This is a genomic window from Rhodococcus sp. Leaf247 (assembly GCF_001426185.1).
Taxonomy (GTDB): domain Bacteria; phylum Actinomycetota; class Actinomycetes; order Mycobacteriales; family Mycobacteriaceae; genus Rhodococcoides.
In genome coordinates this window covers 384,182-406,054 of the sequence record NZ_LMRP01000002.1, presented here as the reverse complement: position 1 = coordinate 406,054, position 21,873 = coordinate 384,182, and the positions used below count along the sequence as shown (strand labels likewise).

At 69.2% G+C, this 21,873-nt stretch carries 5 protein-coding genes; 3 read left to right on the top strand and 2 right to left on the bottom strand.

Annotated features, from left to right (window positions below; translation table 11 throughout):
- Window positions 1-792, top strand: a complete 792-nt coding sequence (locus ASG64_RS11305; protein WP_042574877.1) for an enoyl-CoA hydratase/isomerase family protein — start codon at window positions 1-3, stop codon at window positions 790-792.
- Here the strand turns inward: ASG64_RS11305 and ASG64_RS11300 are convergent.
- Both ASG64_RS11300 and ASG64_RS11295 read right to left on the bottom strand, forming a co-directional pair.
- The gene (locus tag ASG64_RS11300) at window positions 789-1,547 is read right to left on the bottom strand and encodes a tyrosine-protein phosphatase (protein ID WP_042574876.1); all 759 of its coding nucleotides are present in this window, start codon (window positions 1,545-1,547) and stop codon (window positions 789-791) included. The genes ASG64_RS11305 and ASG64_RS11300 overlap by 4 nt on opposite strands.
- Complete coding sequence (locus ASG64_RS11295; protein ID WP_056073655.1) at window positions 1,544-19,132, bottom strand: non-ribosomal peptide synthetase; 17,589 nt, start codon at window positions 19,130-19,132, stop codon at window positions 1,544-1,546. Before ASG64_RS11295 ends, ASG64_RS11300 begins: the two co-directional genes overlap by 4 nt.
- 189 nt (window positions 19,133-19,321) lie before the next feature.
- Here ASG64_RS11295 and ASG64_RS11290 point away from each other — a divergent pair, with 189 nt between their 5' ends.
- Complete coding sequence (locus tag ASG64_RS11290; protein WP_327212912.1) at window positions 19,322-19,810, top strand: MarR family winged helix-turn-helix transcriptional regulator; 489 nt, start codon at window positions 19,322-19,324, stop codon at window positions 19,808-19,810.
- 19 nt (window positions 19,811-19,829) lie between these two features.
- A complete protein-coding gene (locus ASG64_RS11285) occupies window positions 19,830-21,869 on the top strand; it encodes an MDR family MFS transporter (RefSeq protein WP_056073653.1) in 2,040 nt (679 codons plus the stop codon).
- Window positions 21,870-21,873: the final 4 nt, after the last annotated feature.

Here is a 21,873-nt window from a genome sequence, read left to right as displayed (position 1 = left end):
ATGAGCGAGAAGCCGACCAGACTCGAACGCACGACGACCGACGCCGGTGCGGAGGTCGCCACCCTGACGTTCGCGCACGGTCCGCTGAACCTGTTCGACCAGGCCATGTTCGACGCCGTCACCGCCGACATCGCCGATCTGGTGGCCAGCCCTCCCCGCGCAGTTCTGCTGCGTGCGGAGGGCAAGGTCGTCTCCGGCGGTGTCGACGTGCACGTGTTCGACGGGTTGTCCGAAGCCGAGGGAACGCGATTGTGGGAAGGGTTGTTCGACGCGATCGCCCATCCCCTCGAGTCACTGCCCTGCCCGGTGGTCTTCGCGGCCCACGGCCTGACCCTGACGGCCGCCCTCGAGATCGCATTGGCGTGCGACATCATCCTGGCGTCACCGAAGGCCAAGTTCGGGCTCGTGGAAACCGTGGTGGGCCTGACCCCGTCGATGGGCGGACCGCAGCGGATGGCGGAGCGCGCCGGCAGCGGCCGTGCCCGGGAGTTCGTCATGACCGGCGACCTGTACTCGGCGGAGACGCTGCGCGAGTGGGGTGTGGTCAACCAGGTCCACGACGATGTCGACACCGCAGCGCGGGCACTGGTTGCACGGCTGGCCGACGGACCCACCCGTGCCCACGCCGCGACGAAGGAGATCATCGGAGCCTGGCGGTCGGGCGGTGTGCGACACGCTGATTCGATGACGTCCGCGGTCTCGGGTGCACTGTTCGAGACCGAGGATCTGCAGGGCGCGGTGCGCACATTCCTGGACCTCGGCCCCGGCAACGCGACCTACACCGGCCGCTAGCTCACCAGCGCGCGCCGAAGCGCAGCCACGGAATCGGCGTCGATGCCGAGCCAGTCGAGGTACCCCTCGAACGAGCCGTGCGCGGCGGTCATCGCGTCGAGACCTGCGCGGTAGTACTCCTCACGCACGCCGAGCAGGTCGTCGTCGAGATCGTCGGCGCTCACGTCGGCGTGGTCGACGATGTGCTGCCGCAACGGGTCCACTGCTGCTGCGCTGCGTAGATAGTCGGCGACGATGTCGTCCTCGACGACGCCGGCGGCGCGGAGCACTGTCGCGACGGTCCACCCCGCGCGGTCCTTCCCGGCGGCGCAGTGCGCCAGGACCGCGGAGCCACCGCTGACCGCGTCGACGACCGACCTGATGGCGATGCGGGCGCCCGGCAGGGTCGGGAACGCGCGGTACGCGCCGTCGAGGTATTCGCGGGCGGTGGCGGCGCGAGTGGTCCGCTCGTGCGGTGCAGCCTCCGTGGGGATGTACGGGACCGCGTGGACCCGTACCGACGCGGGCGTGCGATCCGACCCGAGTCGGCGCACCTCGGCCTCCCCGCGGAAGTCGAAGACGTCGGTGACGCCGAGATCCGTCAGCGCGCGTCGACCGTCGTCGGTGAGGTGGGTGAGAGCGGACGATCGAAACAGCACGCCGGAGCGTGTCCGGGACCCGTCGGTGGTGCGCAGACCGCCCGTGTCGCGGAAGTTCCACGCTCCCGCCAGGTGGAACTGGTCGTCGGGCACGGTGCTCTCGGCGGATCGACTCACTCGTCGACAGTAACCATCGCGCCGGCCACGTCGCTGTGGGGCACGCGATCGCGGTACGGCAGCCAGCGGCTCACCAGCGGTCCGAGATCGGCGACCGCTTCGCTCGACAGGAGCTCGCCGTGGCGCCACGGAACGGATTCGACGGTCATCGGTCCGGTGCAGTACCGAGCCCAGAACTCCGACATGCGCCCCAGCTGGTCGGCGGTGACGTCCGAGTCGATCATGAGTACCTCGCCGCCGAAGGACTCCGGCACGTGATCGTCGACGAGGGCGAACAGCGTGAGCATCGCCTTGGTGATCAGGCGGGCCTGGATGTCCGAGACCGGGAGCTGATCTCCGCCCATTGCCGACCACACCGCCCACAGCGCGTCGGGGGTCATGTCGGCGAGATCCTCGGTGAGGTGCTGGTAGGCGCCGAACATGGCGTCCGCCTGGGCCTTCTTCACATCGCTGCCCGCGACGACGCTGTGTACCGGGTCGAGGAGCGTGAGGGACGCGACGGGGAGACCGCTCGATTCCATGCGGGCTGCGACGGCATGGGCGAGCACGCCGCCGACCGACCAGCCCACGAGGTGGTACGGCCCGTCCGGATCGACTCGACGGATCTCGGCGACGTAACGGTCGACCACCTCGGCCATCGTCGCCGGCGCGAAATTCGGATCGGCGACGGCCGGTGTCTGCACGCCCCACAGCGGCCGCGTCGGTTCGAGGTGTCTGCCCAGCTCGAAGTAGGGCCAGGCGAGTCCCATCATCGGGTGGATGCAGAACACCGGTGCGAGGCCGTCGCCTCCGCCGAGTCGCATGACGGGTGCCACGGCCTCGGACGAGGCGAGGGACTCGTCGTCGTCTTCGCGGTCCAGGTGCTCCGCGATCGCGACGACGGTGCCGTGCGTGAACAGCAGTCTCAGCACCCGGTCCACCCCGGTGGCGCGACCGAGATGAGCGGCCACCCGCGTCGCCGACAGGCTGGTGCCACCGAGGGCGAAGAAGTCGTCGTCGCGTCCTACGAGCCCCAGCCCCAGGACGATGGCGAAGGCGTCCGCCACCATGTGTTCGGTCGGAGTCGAGGGCGCGCGGTACGCCGTCGGCGCGAACGTCGGCGTGGGAAGGGCAGCCCGGTCGAGCTTTCCCGACGTCGTGCGGGGGAGCTCGGACATCGCGACGATGCGGGTCGGCACCATGTACTGCGGCACGCGGTCCGCCACGACGTCCCTCACGGCGGTGACGTCGAGCGCATCGCCGCTCACGTAGGCCACCAGATGTTCGGCACCGGTGCCCGCGTCGCGATGCGCGATCACCACGGCCTGTGTCACCCCCGGATGGGCGAGGGCGGCGTTCTCGATCTCTCCGGGCTCGATGCGTAACCCGCGCAGCTTGATCTGGAAATCGGTACGGCCGAGGAACGACAACTCCCCGGACGAGTTCCACCGCACGAGGTCGCCCGTGCGGTACATCCGCTCACCGGGCCCCGCGAACGGTGCCGGCACGAAGCGAGCAGCCGTGAGCGCCGGTTGTCCGACATACCCGCGGGCGAGGTGCGAACCCGTCAGGTAGAGCTCGCCGACGCTGCCGAGCGGGACCGGCCGCAGGTGCGCATCGAGGACTACCGCCCCCACACCGCGTACCGGGGCCCCGATACCGACCGGCCGATCGCTGGAGATCGGGCCGTGTGCACTGGCCCAGATCGTCGTTTCGGTGGGGCCGTAGTCGTTGTACATCTCGCGCCCGACCGACCATGTGGCGGCGACCGAGTCGGGCAGGGCCTCGCCGCCTACGACGAGGACGCCCACGCAGTCGAGCCCGGCCGGGGACAGGGACTCGAGTACCCGCGGGGTGATGATCGCGTGGGTCACCCGCTGTCGGCGGATCAGTGCCGACAACTCGGTACCGCCGTGCACGGTCGGCGGAGCGAGAACCAGGGTGGCGACGTGGGCGAGCGCCATGAGCATCTCGGCGATCGACGCGTCGAACGTCGGGGACGCGACGGCGAGGACCCGTGCCGCGCCGGGAACCGATCGTCGACGCTGATCCTCCACGGCATCGGCGAGACCCGCGTAGGTGACCGTGACGCCCTTGGGCCGTCCCGTGGAGCCGGACGTGTAGATGACGTAGGCGGCCGACGTCGGCTGCAGCGTCGCACGTCTCTCCGTGTCGACGACGTCGTCGTCGCGGTGACGGGACAGTGCTGCGACCACGTCCGGTTCGTCGAGCACGAGTCGCGGAATCCACGGAGCGGCAGGTCCGAGTGGCCCGGCGCGGTCGGCCGTCGTCACCACGATGACCGCATCGGAGTCCCGCAGGACGTGGGCGATGCGCTCGGTCGGGTGGGACGTGTCCACGGACAGGAACGCCGCACCCGCGGCGGCCACGGCCCAGACGGACACCAGATGATCGATCGACCGGGGTAGCGCGAGAGCGACGACGGCATCGGGTCCGACACCGCACGCGATCAGTTCCCTGGCGAGACGGTGTGCACGGCTTCCCATCTCGGCGTAGGTCACGTCCACGTCGTCGGTGCGGACGGCGACGGCGTCCGGACGAGCTACGCGTGCGTCGGCGATGATGCGATCGAGTGTCCGCGGAGGGAGAGCCGGCGCACCGACACGAGTCGACATGTCGATGCGTTCGGACGGCTCCACCGTGTCGAGGTCGCGCACCGAGACGGAGGTGTCCCGGCTCATCGACCCCAGGGTGTGCACGAAGCGCCGCACGACGCGTTCGACAGTGCTGCGCTCGAACAGCTCGGTGGCGTAGGTGAGATCGACCAGCAGACGACCGTCGTCCTCGGTCAGGGTCATCGAGAGGTCGAACTGGACTGAGGTGCCACCGAGGTCGAGGACCTCGACCGTCGGCGCGGTCGTCGGGAACGTGGGCGGGGTGACGTTCTGGAGAGTCAGCATCACCTGCACGACAGGGTGACTCGCCGTGGTCCGCACCGGATCCAGCGCCGACACGAGTAGGTCGAACGGCAGTGCCGCGTGGGCGAAGGCGTCGAGCGTGGTCTCGCGTGCCGCGGCGAGATGATCGGCGACGGAGCGCTCGGAGTCGACGGTGGTACGCAGGACAACGGTGTCGACGAACATGCCGACCGTCTCGTCGAGCGCAGGGTCGTCGCGGCCCGCGACCGCCGTCCCGATGGCGAGATCGTCGGTACCCGCCCACTGCGCGAGCACCAGGGACAGCGCGGTCTGCGCGAGCATGAACAGGGTGACGTCGTGGGCACGGGCGGCGGCTGCGAGCGCCGTCATCGCGTCCCTGTCGATCACGGCGTGCACTCGATCACCCTGGTGCGACGGCGTTCTCGGGCGTGGGTGGTCCGTCGGCAGTGCTAGGTCCAGGGGGAGACCGGCGAGCCGGTCGAGCCAGTACGCGAGGTGCCGCGAGACCGGGGAGGACGGGTCCTCCGGCGACCCGAGGGTCGCCCGTTGCCGCACCGCATGGTCGGCGTACTGCACGGGCAGCGGCGACAGGTCGGGTCGCCGTCCCCGCGCTCTCGCACCGTAGGCGGTGACGACGTCGCGCGTCAGCGGTGCCATGGACCATCCGTCCGCCGCGATGTGGTGCACGACGAGAACCAGCACGTGCTCGGTCGGCGATATCACGAGAAGCGTTGCGCGCAGCGGAGTATCGGTGACGACGTCGATGTGCACGGCGATCGCGTCGCGTACGGCGTCGGGTACTGCGTCGGCATCGACGGTCACGACAGAGAGTGGTACGTCGACGCTCGGCAGGACCACCTGGTGGGGAACGCCGTCGATCGCGGGGTGGACCGTCCGCAAGATCTCGTGACGGTCGATCACGTCGCCCAGCGCGGACTGCAACGCCTCGACGTCCAGTCGTCCGGTGAGCGCCAGAGCGATGGGGACGACATAGCCTCCGCGGTCGGCGTCGATGCGGTTGAGGAACCACATGCGGTGCTGCGCGAAGGACAGGGGCACGCGATCCGGTCGCGGCGCCGTCGTCAGGGCCGGTCGCACGGATGCCGGCGACTCGGTGAGGTTGCCCGCCAGCGCGGCGACCGTCGGGTGGTCGAAGACGGATCGGACGGACACCTCGCGCGCCGCCGCGACGGACACGTGAGCAGCCACTCGGGTTGCGGTGAGTGAATGTCCGCCGAGATCGAAGAAGTTGTCGTCGAGACCCGGACTCTCGGTCAGGTCCAGCACCGCGGCGAACGCCTCGGCAACCAGCCGCTGCTCCGATGTCACGGCGGGCCTGTGCGGTGCGCTGGTAACGCTGACCTCGGGTAGCGCGCGCCGATCGAGCTTGCCCGACGATGTCAGTGGGAACTCGTCGAGGACCACGACGTGGGTGGGCACCATGTACCGAGGAAGCGTGCGTGCCACGGCCTGCCGGAGGCGATCTGCCTCCACATCGGTTCCCACGACGTAGGCGACGAGGTGATCGTCCTGCACGAGGACGACGGCGCGCTCGACGCCCGGGTGTGCGGTCACCGCTGCGTCGATCTCTCCCAGTTCGATTCGCAGTCCACGGAGCTTGACCTGGAAGTCGTTGCGGCCGAGGTAGTCCAGCTCCCCGGTGCTCGTCCACCGCACCCGGTCCCCGGTGCGGTACAGGCGGGTGCCGTGCGACGACGCGACGAACCGCTCGGCCGTCGACGCGGGACGGCCGACGTACCCACGGGCGAGGTGAGCGCCCTCGAGGTACAGCTCGCCGGGGATCCCGATCGGGACCGGACGGAGGAACGTGTCGAGCACGTGGGCGCCCACTCCGCGCACCGGTCGGCCGATGGTCACCGCGTCGTCGGGTCGCAGTGGTCCCTGGCTGGTGGCCCAGATCGTGGTCTCGGTAGGTCCGTAGTCGTTGAAGAATCGTCGGCCCGGCGCCCAGCGTGCGACGAGAGCCGGCGGGCATGCCTCACCCGCGGTGACCAACGATCGCAGGCCGGGAACATGTTCCGGCGTCATCGATTCGAGGACGCGCGGCGTGATGAGAGCGTGGGTCACCGCGCTGTCGGCGACGAGTCGCTCCAGGGCCGGTCCGCCGAAGACGTCGGGCGGTGCGACGACGAGCGGTGCCGACAGGGACAGTGCGATGAGGAGTTCGGCGATCGACGCGTCGAAGGTCGGCGAGGCGACGGCGAGCACTCGTGCGTCCCCGACGCCGCGCAGACGCTGATCCCAGAGTGCGTCCACGAGACCGCGATGAGTCACGCCCACGCCCTTGGGAACTCCCGTCGAGCCGGACGTGTGGATGACGTACGCGAGCGTGTCCGGGTGGATGGCTCCGAGACGGTCGTCGGCCGTCACGGCTGCCTCGCTCGTGACGGCATCGTCCAGCGAATCGACCGACACGGAGTGCAGATCGGCCAGGGGGCCTCCGGCGGTGACGGCGAGGAGCACGCCGACCTCGGTGACGATGTGCGACAACCGTTCCGCGGGCCCGGACGGGTCGACCGGTAGGAACGCGGCGCCCGTCTTGGCGACCGACCACACCGCGGTGATCTGGTCCAACGATCGAGGCAGTGCGAGGGCGACCACCGATCCGGGGCCGGCACCGGCGCCGACCAGCACGCGTGCCCACCGGTTGGATCGCCGATCGAGCTCGTCGTACGTCAGGGTCCGGTCGGCGATCACTGCCGGTCCGGTGGGGTTCCCGGCGACAGCGTCGGCCAGCAATCGGGGGAGCACGCGCGGCGGTAGGCCCGCGCTGCCGTGCTGCGAGAGCAGCAGAGCCCGCTCCGACGGATGCAGGATCTCGAGGGCACCGATGCGCTCGAACGGTCGACGCGCGACTCCGTCGAGAACGCGGAGCAGGATGTCGCCGATGCGCGCCGCGGTGCGGTGATCGAACAGGTCCACCGCGTAGGTCAGGGCGCCGTGGAGTCCGCGCTCGCCGTCCGTCAGGTCGAGGGTGAGATCGACTGCCGCCGACACGTGTCCGGGGTCGAGAACACCGATCTCGAGTCCGGCGGCGGTGAGGGTGGGCGGCGGTTGGTTCTGGAACGCGAACATCACCTGGACCAATGGATGATGCGAGGTCGAGCGAACCGGGTCGAGAGCGTCCACGATCAGCTCGAACGGCACGTCGCCGTGAGCGAACGCCGACAGCGTGGACTCCCGGACATCGTCCAGCAGAGCCGCGAACGTCGCCCCCGGCGTGACGGTCGATCGGAGCACGACCGTGTCGACGAACATGCCGACCAGCTGGTCGAGATCCTCCTGGCCGCGTCCGGCGACCGGCGTGCCGACCACGATGTCGTCGCGTCCGGTGATGCGGGACAGCGTGATCGCCCAGGCGGCCTGCACCACCATGAAGACGGTGGCGCGTTGCGCGGTCGCGAGGGAGCGCAGGGCCGCCACGGTGTCGTCGGGAATCGTGATCGGGACGCGGGCGCCACGATGGGTCGCGATGAGTGGTCGAGGTCGGTCGGTCGGGAGGGGTAGAACATCCGCAAGGCCGGCAAGCCGGTCCGTCCAGTACGACGATCGTTCCCTGATCTCGATCGCGTGATCGTGTTGCCACACAGCGTGATCGGCGTACTGCGCGGGAAGCGCCTCGAGGGCCGCGGGCAGACCGGATCGGCGGGCGCCGTAGAACGCGGTGATGTCGCGGGTCAGCGGGGCCAACGACCATCCGTCGGCGGCGATGTGGTGCAGGCAGATCGCCAGCACGTGGTCGTCCTCGGCGACGGAGACCACGGCTGCGCGGATCGGAAGCTCGGTGGCCAGATCGAAGGGGGCCGACGCGATGCGCTCGAGCACGTCGGCCGACGGCTCGTCGACGACATGTTCGAACGGGACGGTCACCTCGCCGGCCTGGAGCACGCGTTGGCGCGGCACGCCGTCCGGTGCCGGATACACGGTGCGGAGAATCTCGTGTCGCTCCACCACATCGGCGAGCGCCCCCGCCAGCGCGTCGTGATCCAGCAGTCCACGCAGGCGCAGCGCGAGAGGAATGACATATCCCGAGTCGGGTGTCACGGTGTTCAGGAACCACATTCGTTGCTGCGCGAACGACAGCGGCAGGACATCGGGGCGAACAGTCGGACGCCGGAACGTCGAGCGTGTGGGCGGCGAAGGTTCGGTTGTCAGTCGCGTCGCGAGGGCAGCGACGGTGGGGGCATCGAAGATAGTCCTCACCGAGGTGTCCAGTCGTGCAGCCACTCTCGTCGCGCTGAGCGACTGTCCACCGAGCACGAAGAAGTCGTCGTCCAGCCCCACGGGATCCTCGCGGTCGAGGACGGTAGCGAACACGGACGCGACCTCGATCTCGAGTGGCGACGTGGGGGCACGGAACGCCGCCACGGTGACCGACGGGCGCGGTAGACGCGCACGGTCGAGCTTCCCCGACGTCGTCAGCGGCATCGCATCCACCGCGGTCACGACGGTGGGCACCATGTAGCGCGGCAGGGCGCGGGTCGCCGCGGCGGTCACCTCGGCCATGTCCACGGCGTCTGCGGAGCGACCGTCGGCGGCGCTCACCCACGCGACGATGCGCTCCTCGTGCACGGCCGCCACCGCCGTGCCCACGCCGGGCGCGGCGTTCAGGGCCGACTCGATCTCCCCGAGTTCGATGCGCAGACCGCGGAGGGTGACCTGGTGGTCGTCCCGTCCGAGGTAGACGATGTCCCCGGCAGCGTTCAGCCGCACCAGGTCTCCGGTGCGGTACGTGCGTGCACCGCCGGGTGCGGCGACGAACCGAGACGCCGTCAGCGCAGGGCGGCCGAGGTAACCGCGAGCGAGTTGCTCTCCCGCCAGGTACAACTCGCCGACGACGCCGCTCGGGACTGCGTGCAGACGACTGTCGCGGATGATCGCGTCCACACCGAGGGTAGCCGTGCCGATGGTCACCGGTCGACCGGGTTCCAGGGTCGCCGACGTCGACCAGACCGTCGCCTCGGTCGGACCGTAGACGTTGCTCATCCGACGGTCCGGTGCCCAGGCCTCGACGAGGGAGGGCGGGCACGCCTCACCCGCGGACATGACGACACCGAGGTGCTCCAGGCCGGCATCCGTCGTCACGTCGAGCGCGCGCGGAGTCATCAGAGTGTGAGTGACACGGTGACGACGCATGAGCGCGTTGAGTTCTGCTCCGCCGAAGACGCCGTCCGGCGCGACGACGAGTGCCGCGTCCATCGCGAGAGCGATCAGCAGCTCGCCGACCGAGGCGTCGAACGTCGTGGATGACACGGCGAGGACACGGGCGTCGGCCACCGACTCGTGACGACTGCGCTGATCCTCGACGGCATTGCGCAGTCCTCGATGCGATAACGCCACGCCCTTGGGCCGCCCGGTCGATCCGGAGGTGTAGATGACGTACGCCAGATGATCCGGGTTCAGTCGTGCGAGGCGGTGCTCGTCGGTGATCGCCTCGTCGGACGAGGTGGTCACGTCATCGACGGTCGCCGGATCGTCCAGGACGACCCGCGTGGCGTCGCAGCCGATGTCGGACAGCGAATCCGACGTCCACACGACGAGCACGGCGGCCGCCGATTCGGTGAGTATCTGCTCGAGTCGGTCGGTCGGTTGTCCGGGATCGATCGGCAGGAATGCCCCGCCGGCGCGGCTGATCGCAGCGATCATGGTGAGGTACTGGGCCGACCGTGTGAGCGCCACGGCCACCACGGTGTCGGGACCGACCCCGAGCGAGATCAGGTGTCGAGCCCACCGGTTCGAGGCCTGCGCCCACTCCGCACGGGTGAGCTCGGTGTCGCCGTCGACGATCGCGATACCGTCCGGAGCGCGGTCGAGAAGCTGAGGGAGTGTCAGAGGTTCGCATCGTGCGAGGGGGTGGGTCGCCGGGCCGGATTCCTTCGGGTCCCTGATCTCGAGATCGCCCACTGGGATGTCGGAGTCCGTGACGACGGACGTCAGGACTCGCTGCAGAATGTCGCAGAAGCGTTGCGCGGTGGCGTGATCGAATAGATCACGCGCGTACGTCAGGACGCAGGCGAGGCCGCCGGCCCGAGGGCGGACATCGAGCGTGAGGTCGAACGTGGCCGGCGCGGGACCCACATCGAGTACCTCGATGTCGCTGCGGCCGCGCACGGGATCCTCGTCCTGGAACGCCGCCATCACCTGGAACACGGGGTGGTGCGCCGACGTGCGGGTGGTACCCAGGATGTCGACGACGTGGTCGAACGGAACGGCCGCATGTACGAACGCGTCGAGAGTCTCGTCGCGTGTTCTCGCCAGCACCTGTGCGAAGGACTCCGCCGGGTCGATCGCGGTGCGCAGGACGACGGTGTCGACGAACAGGCCCACGAGGTCGTCGAGGATGGGATCCGGTCGCCCGGACACCGGTGTTCCCACGGCGATGTCGCGGCTCCCGGTCCACCGTGACAGGGCCACGGCCAGCGCGGTGTGCACCACCATGAACACCGTCCCGCGGTGTCGCGCAGCGAGGTCGGCCAGGCTGGACACGGTGGCGACATCGATGTCCAGCGACACCCGTCCACTAATCCGTGTGGGCTGCTCGGACCGTGGCCTGTCCGTCGGCATGTCCAGCACGTCGGGCAGCGAGGCGAGGCGATCCGCCCACCAGGTGGTCGCCTGCTCGTCGACGCCGGTACGGCGTTGATGCACAGCGACATCGGCGTACTGCACGGGCAGCGGCGAGCGGGTCGACGCACGTCCGGATCGGTGAGCGTCGTAGGCCGACAGTAGGTCGCGCGCCAACGGCGTGAGCGACACACCATCCGCGGCGATGTGGTGCAGCAGCAGGAGCAGGACGTGGTCCGCGTCGTCGATACGCAGTATCTCCGCCCGGAGGGACGGTTCGGTCGCGAGGTCGAAGGTAGCGAACCGTGCCGACTCGAGGCGGTCGGGCAGGTCGTCGAGGTCGATGGTCGTGACCGGAGGCTCCCTGCGTGACGCAGGAGGCAGCACGATCTGCTCGACAGTCCCGTCGTGGTCGGCGTAGACGGTCCGCAGAATCTCGTGACGTGCCACCAGATCGTCCAGGGCCGCGGTGAGCGCGCTGGTGTCGAGGTCCCCGCGCATCCGCAGTGCCAACGGCATGACGTAGGAGCCGGGCTCGTAGCGATCGAGGAACCACATGCGTTGCTGCGCGAACGACAAGGGAAGGGTCGCGGGGCGTTCGCCCCCGATACGCACGACGCTTGCATCCGGTGCCGCGGAGTCCAGCAGTGCGGCCAGCCCGGCCACGGTCGAGACGTCGAACAGGGTGCGGAGGGACAGTTCCCGTCCGGTGGTCGACCGGATACGCGCCACTGCGCGCGCCGCCGTCAGCGATGTTCCGCCGAGACCGAAGAAGTCGTCGTCCGCTCCCACCGGGCCGTCGGGCTGCAGGACGGCGTCGAAGACGTCGGCGACAAGCCGTTGTGTCGGGGTGCTCGGCAGGCGGTGAGTGCGGGCGTGACCCGGCAGCGTCCGAGCGCCGAGAAGGCGTCGATCCACCTTGCCCGACGCGGTGAGCGGTAACGCACCGATCTCGACCACGTCGTCGGGAACCAGATGACGGGGGAGTGCGGATCGCAGTGCGTACCTTGCGCTGGCTGCGATATCTGAGAAGCTCTGCGCTGCAACAATATGAGCGACGAGTCGATCACCGCGTGCCGTCACCACGGCGCGGTCGACTTCGGGCAGCGCCGTCAGGACGTGTTCGATCTCCGCCGGTTCGATGCGGACGCCCCGGACCGAGAGTTGGTCGTCGGTCCGGCCGACGAAGACGAGCTCACCGGACGCCGTCCAGCGCACCCTGTCCCCGGTGCGATACAGACGTCGACCGCCCGGTGCGGCGACGAACCGCTCGGCCGTCAGCGCACGGCGGTTCGCGTAGCCCCGGGCGAGTTGGTCACCGCCCAGGTACAGCTCGCCCACCACGTCGATCGGCACGGGCCGCAGGGCGGCGTCGAGAACCAGCGTGGTCGTGTTCCACACGGGCCTGCCGATCGGTACCTCGGTCGTGTCGTCGTCGGTGACCACGTGGGCGGTGACGTCCACCGCCGCCTCGGTCGGTCCGTACAGGTTCACCAGGGTCACGGGCAGTGCAGCGCGTACCGAGTCGGCAACGCTGGCAAGCAACGACTCTCCCGAGGACAGGATCGTGCGCAGGGATGTGCAGGCGGCCAGGCCCGGTGCGTCCGCGACGAGCGCGAGCATCGACGGAACGAAATGCACGACACTGACCGAGCGACGCGCGATCAGCTCCACCATGGCATCGGCGTCGCCGTGGGCACCCGGATCCGCGACGACCACCTCGGCTCCGACGTGCCACGGCAGGAACAACTCCCACAGGGACACGTCGAACGTGGCGGGCGTCTTGTTCAGGACGACGTCGTCGGCGGTGAGGCCGACGAACTCCGCTCGCCATTGCAGGTGGCTGACGATGGCGGCGTGCGAGACACCCACGCCCTTGGGGAGCCCCGTGGAGCCCGACGTGAACAGCACGTAGGCGAGGTGGTCCGGGCGCAGCGGCGACAGTCGCTCGGCGTCGGTGAGCGGCTCGGCGGACAGTCCCGCGGTGGGCACGTCGGCGATGTCGATCCACGGGATCACGTCGGGCAGTGGCGTGGACCCGGTGACGAGGCCGAACAGGGCGCCGGACTCCCGTAGTGCGTGCCGCAGGCGATCGACGGGGTGGTCGGCGTCGATCGGAACGTAGTGCGCACCGGTCGCCACCACGGCGTGCACGGCCACGAACAGATCGATCGAGCGCTCGACGGCCACGGCGACGGCGACCTCCGGACCCGCTCCGTGTGACACCAAGTAGCGCGCGAGTCGATGCACACGGCCCGCGAAGTCTCCCCGAGAGACCCGAGTGTCGCCGTGCGAGAACGCGATACGGCTGCCGTCGTGATCTTCCCACGGGTCGATCAGCGTGGACGGAGGGACGGTGTGGTCCTTCGTGTTCCACCCCGAGATGATGCGTCGCTCGTCCGGTGACAGCAGGTCGATCTCGCCGACGGGGCGATCGACGTCCGCCGCGGTGAGGACACGGACGACACGGTCCATCATCCGATCCACCGCAGTGCCGTCCACAGCGTCCGTGCGGTGCGTCGCGCGCAGGATCAGCTCGTCCCCGATCTCGACGGCGATCGACAGCGGGTAGTGGGTAGCGTCGCGCGCCTCGACGCCCAGCACCGTCAGGTCGCCCGCGAGAGCGGTCAACGCAGCGTGATCCACCGGGTAGGACTCGAAGGCGAGAGAGGTGTCGAAGCGGGCGCCGGCGCCGACTGCCGCCTCGATCGTCGCGGGGCCGAGGTGATGATGATCCATCAGCGCCGCCTGCTCCTTCTGGAGTAGTGCGACGCACTCACGCAGGGACGTCGACGGTTCCAGTCGGACGAGGACCGGCACCGTGGTGATGAGGAGCCCCACCATGGATGCGGAACCGGGAAGCTCGGGCGGTCGACCCGACACGGTGGCACCGAACACGACATCGGTGCGGCCGAGAACTGATCCCAGAACCACACCCCAGGCGAACTGGACGAAGGTGTTCGTCGTGACGCCCATGTCGGTGGCCCGCGCGACGACGGCGGCGGTGCGGTCGGGGTCGAGGGTGGTGATCCGCTGCCCGGGTACGGCCGCGGCGTGCTCACTGATCGCGGGAGCCAGCAGAGTCGGCTCCTCCTGGCCCGCCAGCGCCTGCGTCCATGCAGTGACGGACGCTGCCGTGTCACGGTCGCCCAGCCACTGCAGATAGCGCCGCAGCGACGAAGATTCCGGAGTGCGGGTGTCTCCCGCATAGGACGTGAGCAGGTCGCCGAGGACGATCGGCAGCGACCAGCCGTCGAGGATCAGGTGGTGGTGAGTCAGCACTACGGTGTACTCGTCGGACATGCTGTGCAACAACGCGAATCGCATCAACGGGACAGCCGCGACGTCGAAACCCACGGTGCGGTCGTGCGCGAGGAACGCGTCGATCACCGCACCGGGGTCGGGATCACCGGCGACGTCGAGATCGGTCCAGGGGACGGAGACGCCGCCGACGACCACCTGGACGTCCGTGCCGTCGGATGTCGCGGCGAAGGCCACCCGGAGCCCGTCGTGCCGATCGAGTAGTGCTTGTGCTGCCCGGCGTAGACGTGAGGAATCGAGGGTTCCGCGTACCCGCAGGATCGTCTGCACGACATAGGGATCGACGGTCGTGTCCGCGAGCTGCGCGTGGAACAGCAAGCCGGACTGCAACGGAGCGGTGGGGAGCACGTCGGTCAGGGTGGGATGACGAGCAGTCCACGAGTCGACATCGGCGCCCGACGCGCGAACGAGCGGAAAGTCCGAGGGGGAGTGGCCACCGGCACGCGGATCGTCGAGGTGGCGCGCGATCGCCGTGGCGGCCGAGACCCAGAGATCGAGCAGCGCGGTCACGTCCTCCGTGGACACCGCGTCGGGGAGGTGCGACACCTGTCCGACCAGGACGCCGTCGACGACGACGGTGTCGATCTCGAGTGCGGCCGCGGCACCCAGATCTTCGGCGCGCGGACCGGCGAAGGGAGAGACGTCCGGGACCGGGAGCCAGTCGCCCGTCTCTGCCGTCGACATCCGACCCAGGTGAGCGAACGACAGTTGCGGAGTCCAGTGCAGTGACTCGTCGGCGACACCGTCCGCCGGGTACCGGAGGAGTCCGTAGCTCGCTCCGTGGTCGGGTACGGCCGCGAGATGCTCCTTGACGCGTAGAATCGCCTCTCCTGCAGCGGATCCTCCGGCCATGGCGTCGTCGAAGTCGAGTCCGGTGAGATCGAGGCGCACCGGGAACACGGTGGTGAACCAGCCGACGGTGCGCGCGGTGTCGGCGCCCGGAACCAGGTGATCCTCGCGGCCGTGGCCTTCCAGTTGCAGCAGCAGGCCCGTGTCGGTCGTGGACGATCGCCACACCGCGACCGCCAAAGCGAGCGAGGCGAGCAGCGCGTCGGTGGGTCCGGCGTGGAACAGGTGCGGTGCGCGGGTCATCACGGCGTCGGTGATCTCGCGGGTGAAGGTGAGGTCGCGGACGGTGGCGTCGCCGACCGTATCGTCGACGGGATCGACGCGTCGTTGCCCGAGAACAGGATCCGGACCCTGCAGCACGGACCGCCAGTACGGAAGGCGGTCGGTGGCATCGTGCGACATGAGGCCGGTGGCCCACCGGCGCATCGACGTGCGCACCGGATCCAACGTCGCAGAGGCTTCACCACGACCGGCCCACGTTGCGACGAGATCGGCGATGACGATTCCCCAGGAGACGACGTCGATCACCAGGTGGTGCGCCACGATCACGAGGCGGCCGCTCACCTGCGGTCCGGAGTCCGACCAGACGAGTGCCAGTGCTGTTCCGGTCTCCGGATCGAGCTCTCGCACCACGTCGTCGACGACGTCGGCCTCGTCCGTGACGTGCCGGATCAGCGCGTCGACGTCGACCGCGCCTCTCGGCCGGACGTCGAGGTGGGCGCCGTCGGTGTCGCGGACCAGGACGGCCCGCAGCATGTCGTGGTGATCGACGACGGCAGTGACGGTGTCCACCAACGACTGTCGGTCGATGCCGACGGGGAGCGCCACGGTGAGCGTCTGTGCGAATCGATTCAGGCTGCCGCCGCGGCCCAGGAGGTGGCGCACGATCGGCGTCGGCACCACCGGTCCGACGCCGTCGTCCGGTGATTCGACGGACTGCGACATCCGGTCCGCCACGCGTGCCAGCGCGGCGACTGTGCGCTGCTCGAACACGTCGCGAGCGCTGACTCGGACGCCGGCGGCCGCGGCTACGGAGACCAGTCGGATCGACAGGATGCTGTCACCGCCGAGGGCGAAGAAATCGTCGTCGACTCCGATGTCGGTGCGCGCGAGCACCTGCGACACGGCGGTGACGAGGGCATGCTCGATGTCGGAGCCGGGAGCACTCGAGGTGCGTGAGCGACGGTCGGGCTCGGGAAGCGCTGCAACGTCGAGCTTTCCCGACGCGGTGAGAGGCAACGCCGCTACCGGAACGATATGTGCTGGAACGAGATAACTCGGCAGCATCCGGGCGACGACGGCGAGCACGGCCGCGGGGTCGGCGTCACCGGTCACGTAGGAGACCAGCTGCTCCGATTCTCCGTCGCGGCGCACGATCGTGGCGGCGTCGACAACCCCCGGTGCCCCGCGCAGCGCGGTGTCGATCTCGCCCGGCTCGATGCGCTGGCCGCGGAGCTTGACCTGGGCGTCCGTTCGGCCGAGGTGGTCGAGGTCGCCGCCACGAGTCCACCGCGCCCGGTCGCCCGTGCGGTAGCGACGTGAGCCGTCGGGGCCGGCCACGAAGCGCACCGCCGTCTCCGCCGGGCGTCCGACGTATCCGCGCGCCAGACCGGGCCCGCTGAGATGAAGCTCGCCCGGCACGCCGATCGGGACGGGGCGTAGGCGCGAGTCGAGCACTGCTGCACCGACTCCGGGGAGCGGTCGTCCGATGGTGACGCGATCCTCGGCGCCGAGGCAACCGGTGCCGGTGGCCCAGATGGTGGCCTCGGTGGGGCCGTAGTCGTCGTACAGGTGGCGGCCGCGCGCCCACCGCGCTGCGAGGGTGGGAGGCAGCACGTCGCCGACGCTGAGGACGCACCGCAGCGACTCGAGTCCGTCCGTATCGAGAGTCCCGAGAACGCGCGGCGTGAGGATCGCGTGGGTGACCTTCTCGTCATGCAGGAGGTCCTGAAGGGGTGCCCCGGCGTACGAGCGATCGTCGGCGACGACCAGGCAGGCCGACAGTGCCACGGCGAGCAGCATTTCCGAGATCGACGCGTCGAACGTCGGTGCCGCGACGGCCAGTACCCGAGCCGCGGCGTCGTCGGCCCGCGCTCTGTGTGCCGCGACGACACCGTGTACCCCGTGGTGCGTGACCGCCACACCCTTGGGTCGACCGGTCGACCCGGAGGTGTACAGAACGTAAGCCAGGTCGGAGATGGCCGGGCGTATCCACGGCAGAGGCTCGGATGCCGCGTCGGCGGCGGTGGTCCACTGGACGCCGATCGGGAGGTCGGCCACGTGATCACGGGACGTGACGCCGAGCAGCACTGCGGAGTCGGTCAGGATGCGGTCGAGCCGCTCCGACGGCGCCGCCGGATCGACCGGGAGGAAGGCTGCACCGGTGCGGACCACCGCCCAGAGAGCGACCAGGTACTCGGTCGAGCGCGGAAGTGCCAGCGCCACCACCGTTCCCGGCCCGGCTCCTCGATCCGCCAGCGTCCTCGCCAGCAGCGACGACGCCACGTCCAGTTCCGCATACGTCAGGGTGGTGGACTTCTCGCGCAGAGCGAGTGCGTCCGGGCGTCGGCCGACGACCTGTGCCAGCAGGTCGCCGAGCGTCGACAGTGACGGCGCGGGACCGCCCGTACGGGAGAGCAGATCGACCTCCTCGCCGTCCCCGAAGAACGGGAGATTGCCGACGGTGGTGTCGTCGTCGGCTCGAAGGATGCCGTCGAGCAGGCGGGTGAGTCGTGTGCCGTGGCGCTCGATGTCGGAGTCGTCGTAACGCTCGGGATTCCACTGGATGTCGAACGTGAGGGCGTCGCCGGGGTAGATGGTGACCGCCGTGTCGTGAACGGGGCCCGACGACAAGATGGTGACCGGAGCGACCACGTCGTCGAAGGTCAACGGGGCCACGAACGGCATGATGTTGACCACCGGACCGAACGAGACACCGTACGGCCTCGCCTCGGCGTCGACGATGCGGTCCCACTCGCGGAACCGTTGGTGACGTAGGGCTCCGGTGATCTCCTGCCGCACGCGCGCCACCAGATCGCGTACCGCCGTGTCGTCGTCGACACGCAGTCGGAGAGGCACGAGGTTGGCCATCATGCCGGCGGTCGCGCGCAGTGCCGCGGTGGTGCGGCCCGTCACCGGGAATCCGAGCATCACGTCGGCGGTGTCGAGCACCCGTGACTGGTGGACGGCCAGTGCGGCCACCACGGCAAGCGGGTCGCTCACCGTCCCGGCGGGGGGCGCCCACGGCACCCGCGTCGCCCTCGGTTGGCGGGGAGCGCTGGGCGGATTCGTCGACATCGAGGTGGGTCCGGTGAAGTCGGCGAGGTGATCCGACCAGTGCGCCAGGTCTGTGTCGTGACGCCGGGACTCACGGTAGGCGACTTCCGAATCATGAATGCGCAGTGCGGCATCAGGCGTCGGTCCGAATCCGTCGGCGAGGGAGTCGGAGTAGTGGCCGGCGATCCGCGTCAGGAGGGTGAACGCGCCCTGGCCGTCGAGGACGAGGTGATGGGCGCGGAGATAGAGGTACGTGTGGTCGTCCGCCACGCGAACGAAGGCGCACTGGACGAGGGTCGTTCCGTAGAGGTCCACCGGCCTCTGGAACTCGTTCTGCATCCAGTCCCGGGCCGCGGTGGTCGGGTCCAACTCGTCGCGCAGGTCCACGGTGTCGAGGTTCATCACGGCGTCGTCGACGAAGGTCAGAGTCGGCTCGTCGTCCGTCGCGCCCGTGATGCGCGTCTGGCGCAGTCCGGATTCGGTGCCCGCGGCGTGCATCGCGCGTTCGAGTCGCGCGTGATCGATCGGCCCGTCGATGTCGACGTGAAGAGCGATGGTGAAAGCCGCGTCCGGATCGAGGTGCTGCGCGAGCCACAGCGGCCGCTGCGCACCCGTCAGTGGTACCTGCAGACCCTCGAGAGACACGACCGCCCCCTCGTTCCGGTCGTCTCCCACGCTCCGAAATGTAACGGCGCGGACGGGGCTGTCAGGCATGCCTCGACGTCTTCTGGAGGACTCACAGCGGTGTGGTCCGTGCTCTGGCGTCGGCCACGTTCCGTGTGATCGAGCAGACGCACATTAATAGTTGTTTACCTAAGGTATCTATCTATATAGTTGTGGACAGCAAGTAAACGAGAACGGGGAGTGATCGACGTGGCCGTCAACACCGACACAGCAGAGTCGCTGGTGGAGGAAGTCTTCCGCTTCGGCCGCGCGCTGCGCGTGGCCGTGTCGACGGGGGACGACCGGACGGAGTTGCCGTCCGCTCTCATCGGTGTCCTGGGCACACTCGCCACGCACGGCGAATGCCGGCAGTCCGAACTGGCCGGGGCCATGTGCACCAGCCAGTCCGTGCTCAGCCGTCAGCTTGCCGAGCTGGTGGACGCCGGGCACGTCGTACGCACCCCCGATCCCGACGACGGACGCGCCACCCGGGTTCGGGTGTCCGACGCGGGTCTCGAGTGCTTGGAACGCATCAAGGGTCAACGAGTCGAACGGTTGTCCCGCATGTTGGGGGACTGGGACGAGGACGAGGCCAATGCCGCGCTCTGCTCCATACGCCGACTCACCACCACCTTCACCGACGAGGCGCAGGCCCGCCATTCCGGCCACCGCGTCCTCTCACATAACTGAGAAAAGAAAGAACACCGACATGACTGTCACACAGGACACTCCACCCTCACAGGTAGGTGACACCGCCACCTCGGCAGACCCGAAGGCGATGTCGCACCGCCAGATTCTCGAGGCACTCATCGGCCTGCTCGCCGGTCTCTTCACGGCGCTGCTGAGCACGACGATCGTCTCCACCGCACTGCCCACCATCATCGGTGACCTGAAGGGCTCGCAGACCGCGTACGCCTGGGTCATCACCACGGCGCTGCTCGCCAACGCGGCCTCGACCCCCATCTGGGGCAAGCTGGCCGACCTCTTCAACAAGAAGCTGCTGGTCCAGAGCTCGCTCGTCATCTTCGTCCTCGGCTCGGTCATGGCCGGATTCGCACACAACGTGCCGATCCTGCTCGCCGCCCGCGTCGTGCAGGGCATCGGCATGGGTGGTCTGACCGCCCTCGTCGTCGCCATCATCGGCAGCATCGTCTCCCCGCGTGAGCGTGGCCGTTACTCCGGATACATGGGCGCCGTCATGGCCGTCTCGATGTCCGGTGGCCCCATCCTGGGCGGCGTCATCGTCGACAGCCCGCTCGGATGGCGCTGGTGCTTCTTCGTCTGCATCCCGCTCGCCGTCATCGCGCTCCTTCTGCTGCAGCGCACCCTGCACATCACCACCGAGCGCAAGGACGACGTCTCCATCGACTGGCTCGGAGCGCTGCTCCTCACCGCCGGTGTGTCCGTCCTGCTCATCTGGGTCTCGTTCGCCGGTAAGGCCGGGTACTACGACTGGATCTCCCGCGAGACCGCCATGTACGTCGGCGGCGGCGTCGCACTGCTCATCGCCACCGTCCTCGTCGAGGCCAAGGTCAAGAGCCCGATCATCCCGCTGAAGATCGTCACCGAGCGCACCACCGGGCTCGCCATCATCGCGTCCGTCGCAGTCGGTGTCGGCCTCTTCGGTGCCACCACCTTCCTCGGCCAGTACTTCCAGACCGCTCGCGGATACTCACCCACCGCAGCCGGGCTGCTGTCCATCCCGCTCGTCGCCGGCATGCTGGTCTCGTCGGTCGGATCCGGTCAGCTGATCTCGCGCTTCGGCAAGTGGAAGCCCTTCATCGTCACCGGCTCGTTCCTGCTGGTCATCGGCTTCGGACTGCTCGGAACCCTCGACCACGCCACCAACCTGTGGCTCGTGGGCGTCTTCATCGCCATCGTCGGCCTCGGTACCGGCATGCTGATGCAGAACCTCGTCCTTGCCGTCCAGAACACGGTCAGCGTGCAGAACATCGGCGCCGCATCGTCCACCGTCGCCTTCTTCCGTACCTTCGGTGGAGCCATCGGAGTCTCGGTCCTGGGCTCGGTTCTCGCCACCCGCGTCGCCGACAACTCGGCAGCCGGCCTCGCTGCACTCGGTGTCCCCGCCGGATCCAGCGGCGGCGGATCCCTCGACATCGGTGCGTTGCCCGCTCCGATCGCCGCAGTCATCCGTACCGCCTACGGTGACGCCACCGGACGCATCTTCCTGATCGCCGGCTTCGTCGCCCTCGTCACCGTGCTCGCCGTGCTGTTCATCCCGAACCGCCCGCTACGCACCACGATCGACATGAAGCCCGAGGGTGCCGACACTGTCGTGCCGCTCGCCGACGGAGCAGCTGCCGAGCTCGACACCGACCGCGTCAAGGCTGTTCGGTCGGACGCTGTCGAGTCGGATGGTGCTCGGTTGGATGATGTTCGGACGGATGGTGTTCGGACGGATGGTGTTCGGTTGGACGCCCCGGCCGGGAAGCACGAGGCTGCCGACGGTTCCGCACCGTTCGACGGACTCAGCACCGACGCTCGTGATCGCCTGCTCTCGCTGCTGCTCCCCAAGCCCGCCGAGACCCTCGACGCGCTCGAGGAAGCAGAGGTCCTCCGCGCCGAGGTCGCCGAGCTCCAGCAGGAGCTCGATGCCAAGATGCTGAGCTTCGACGCAGTGTGCGAGCGACTCCGTCGCCTCGGCCTGAGCGAGGACCAGATCGCTCGGGTGCTCGGAGACGTGCACGTTCCCGATGTGCAGTCGCGGTTCAGCGCCTCCAACAACTGATCCA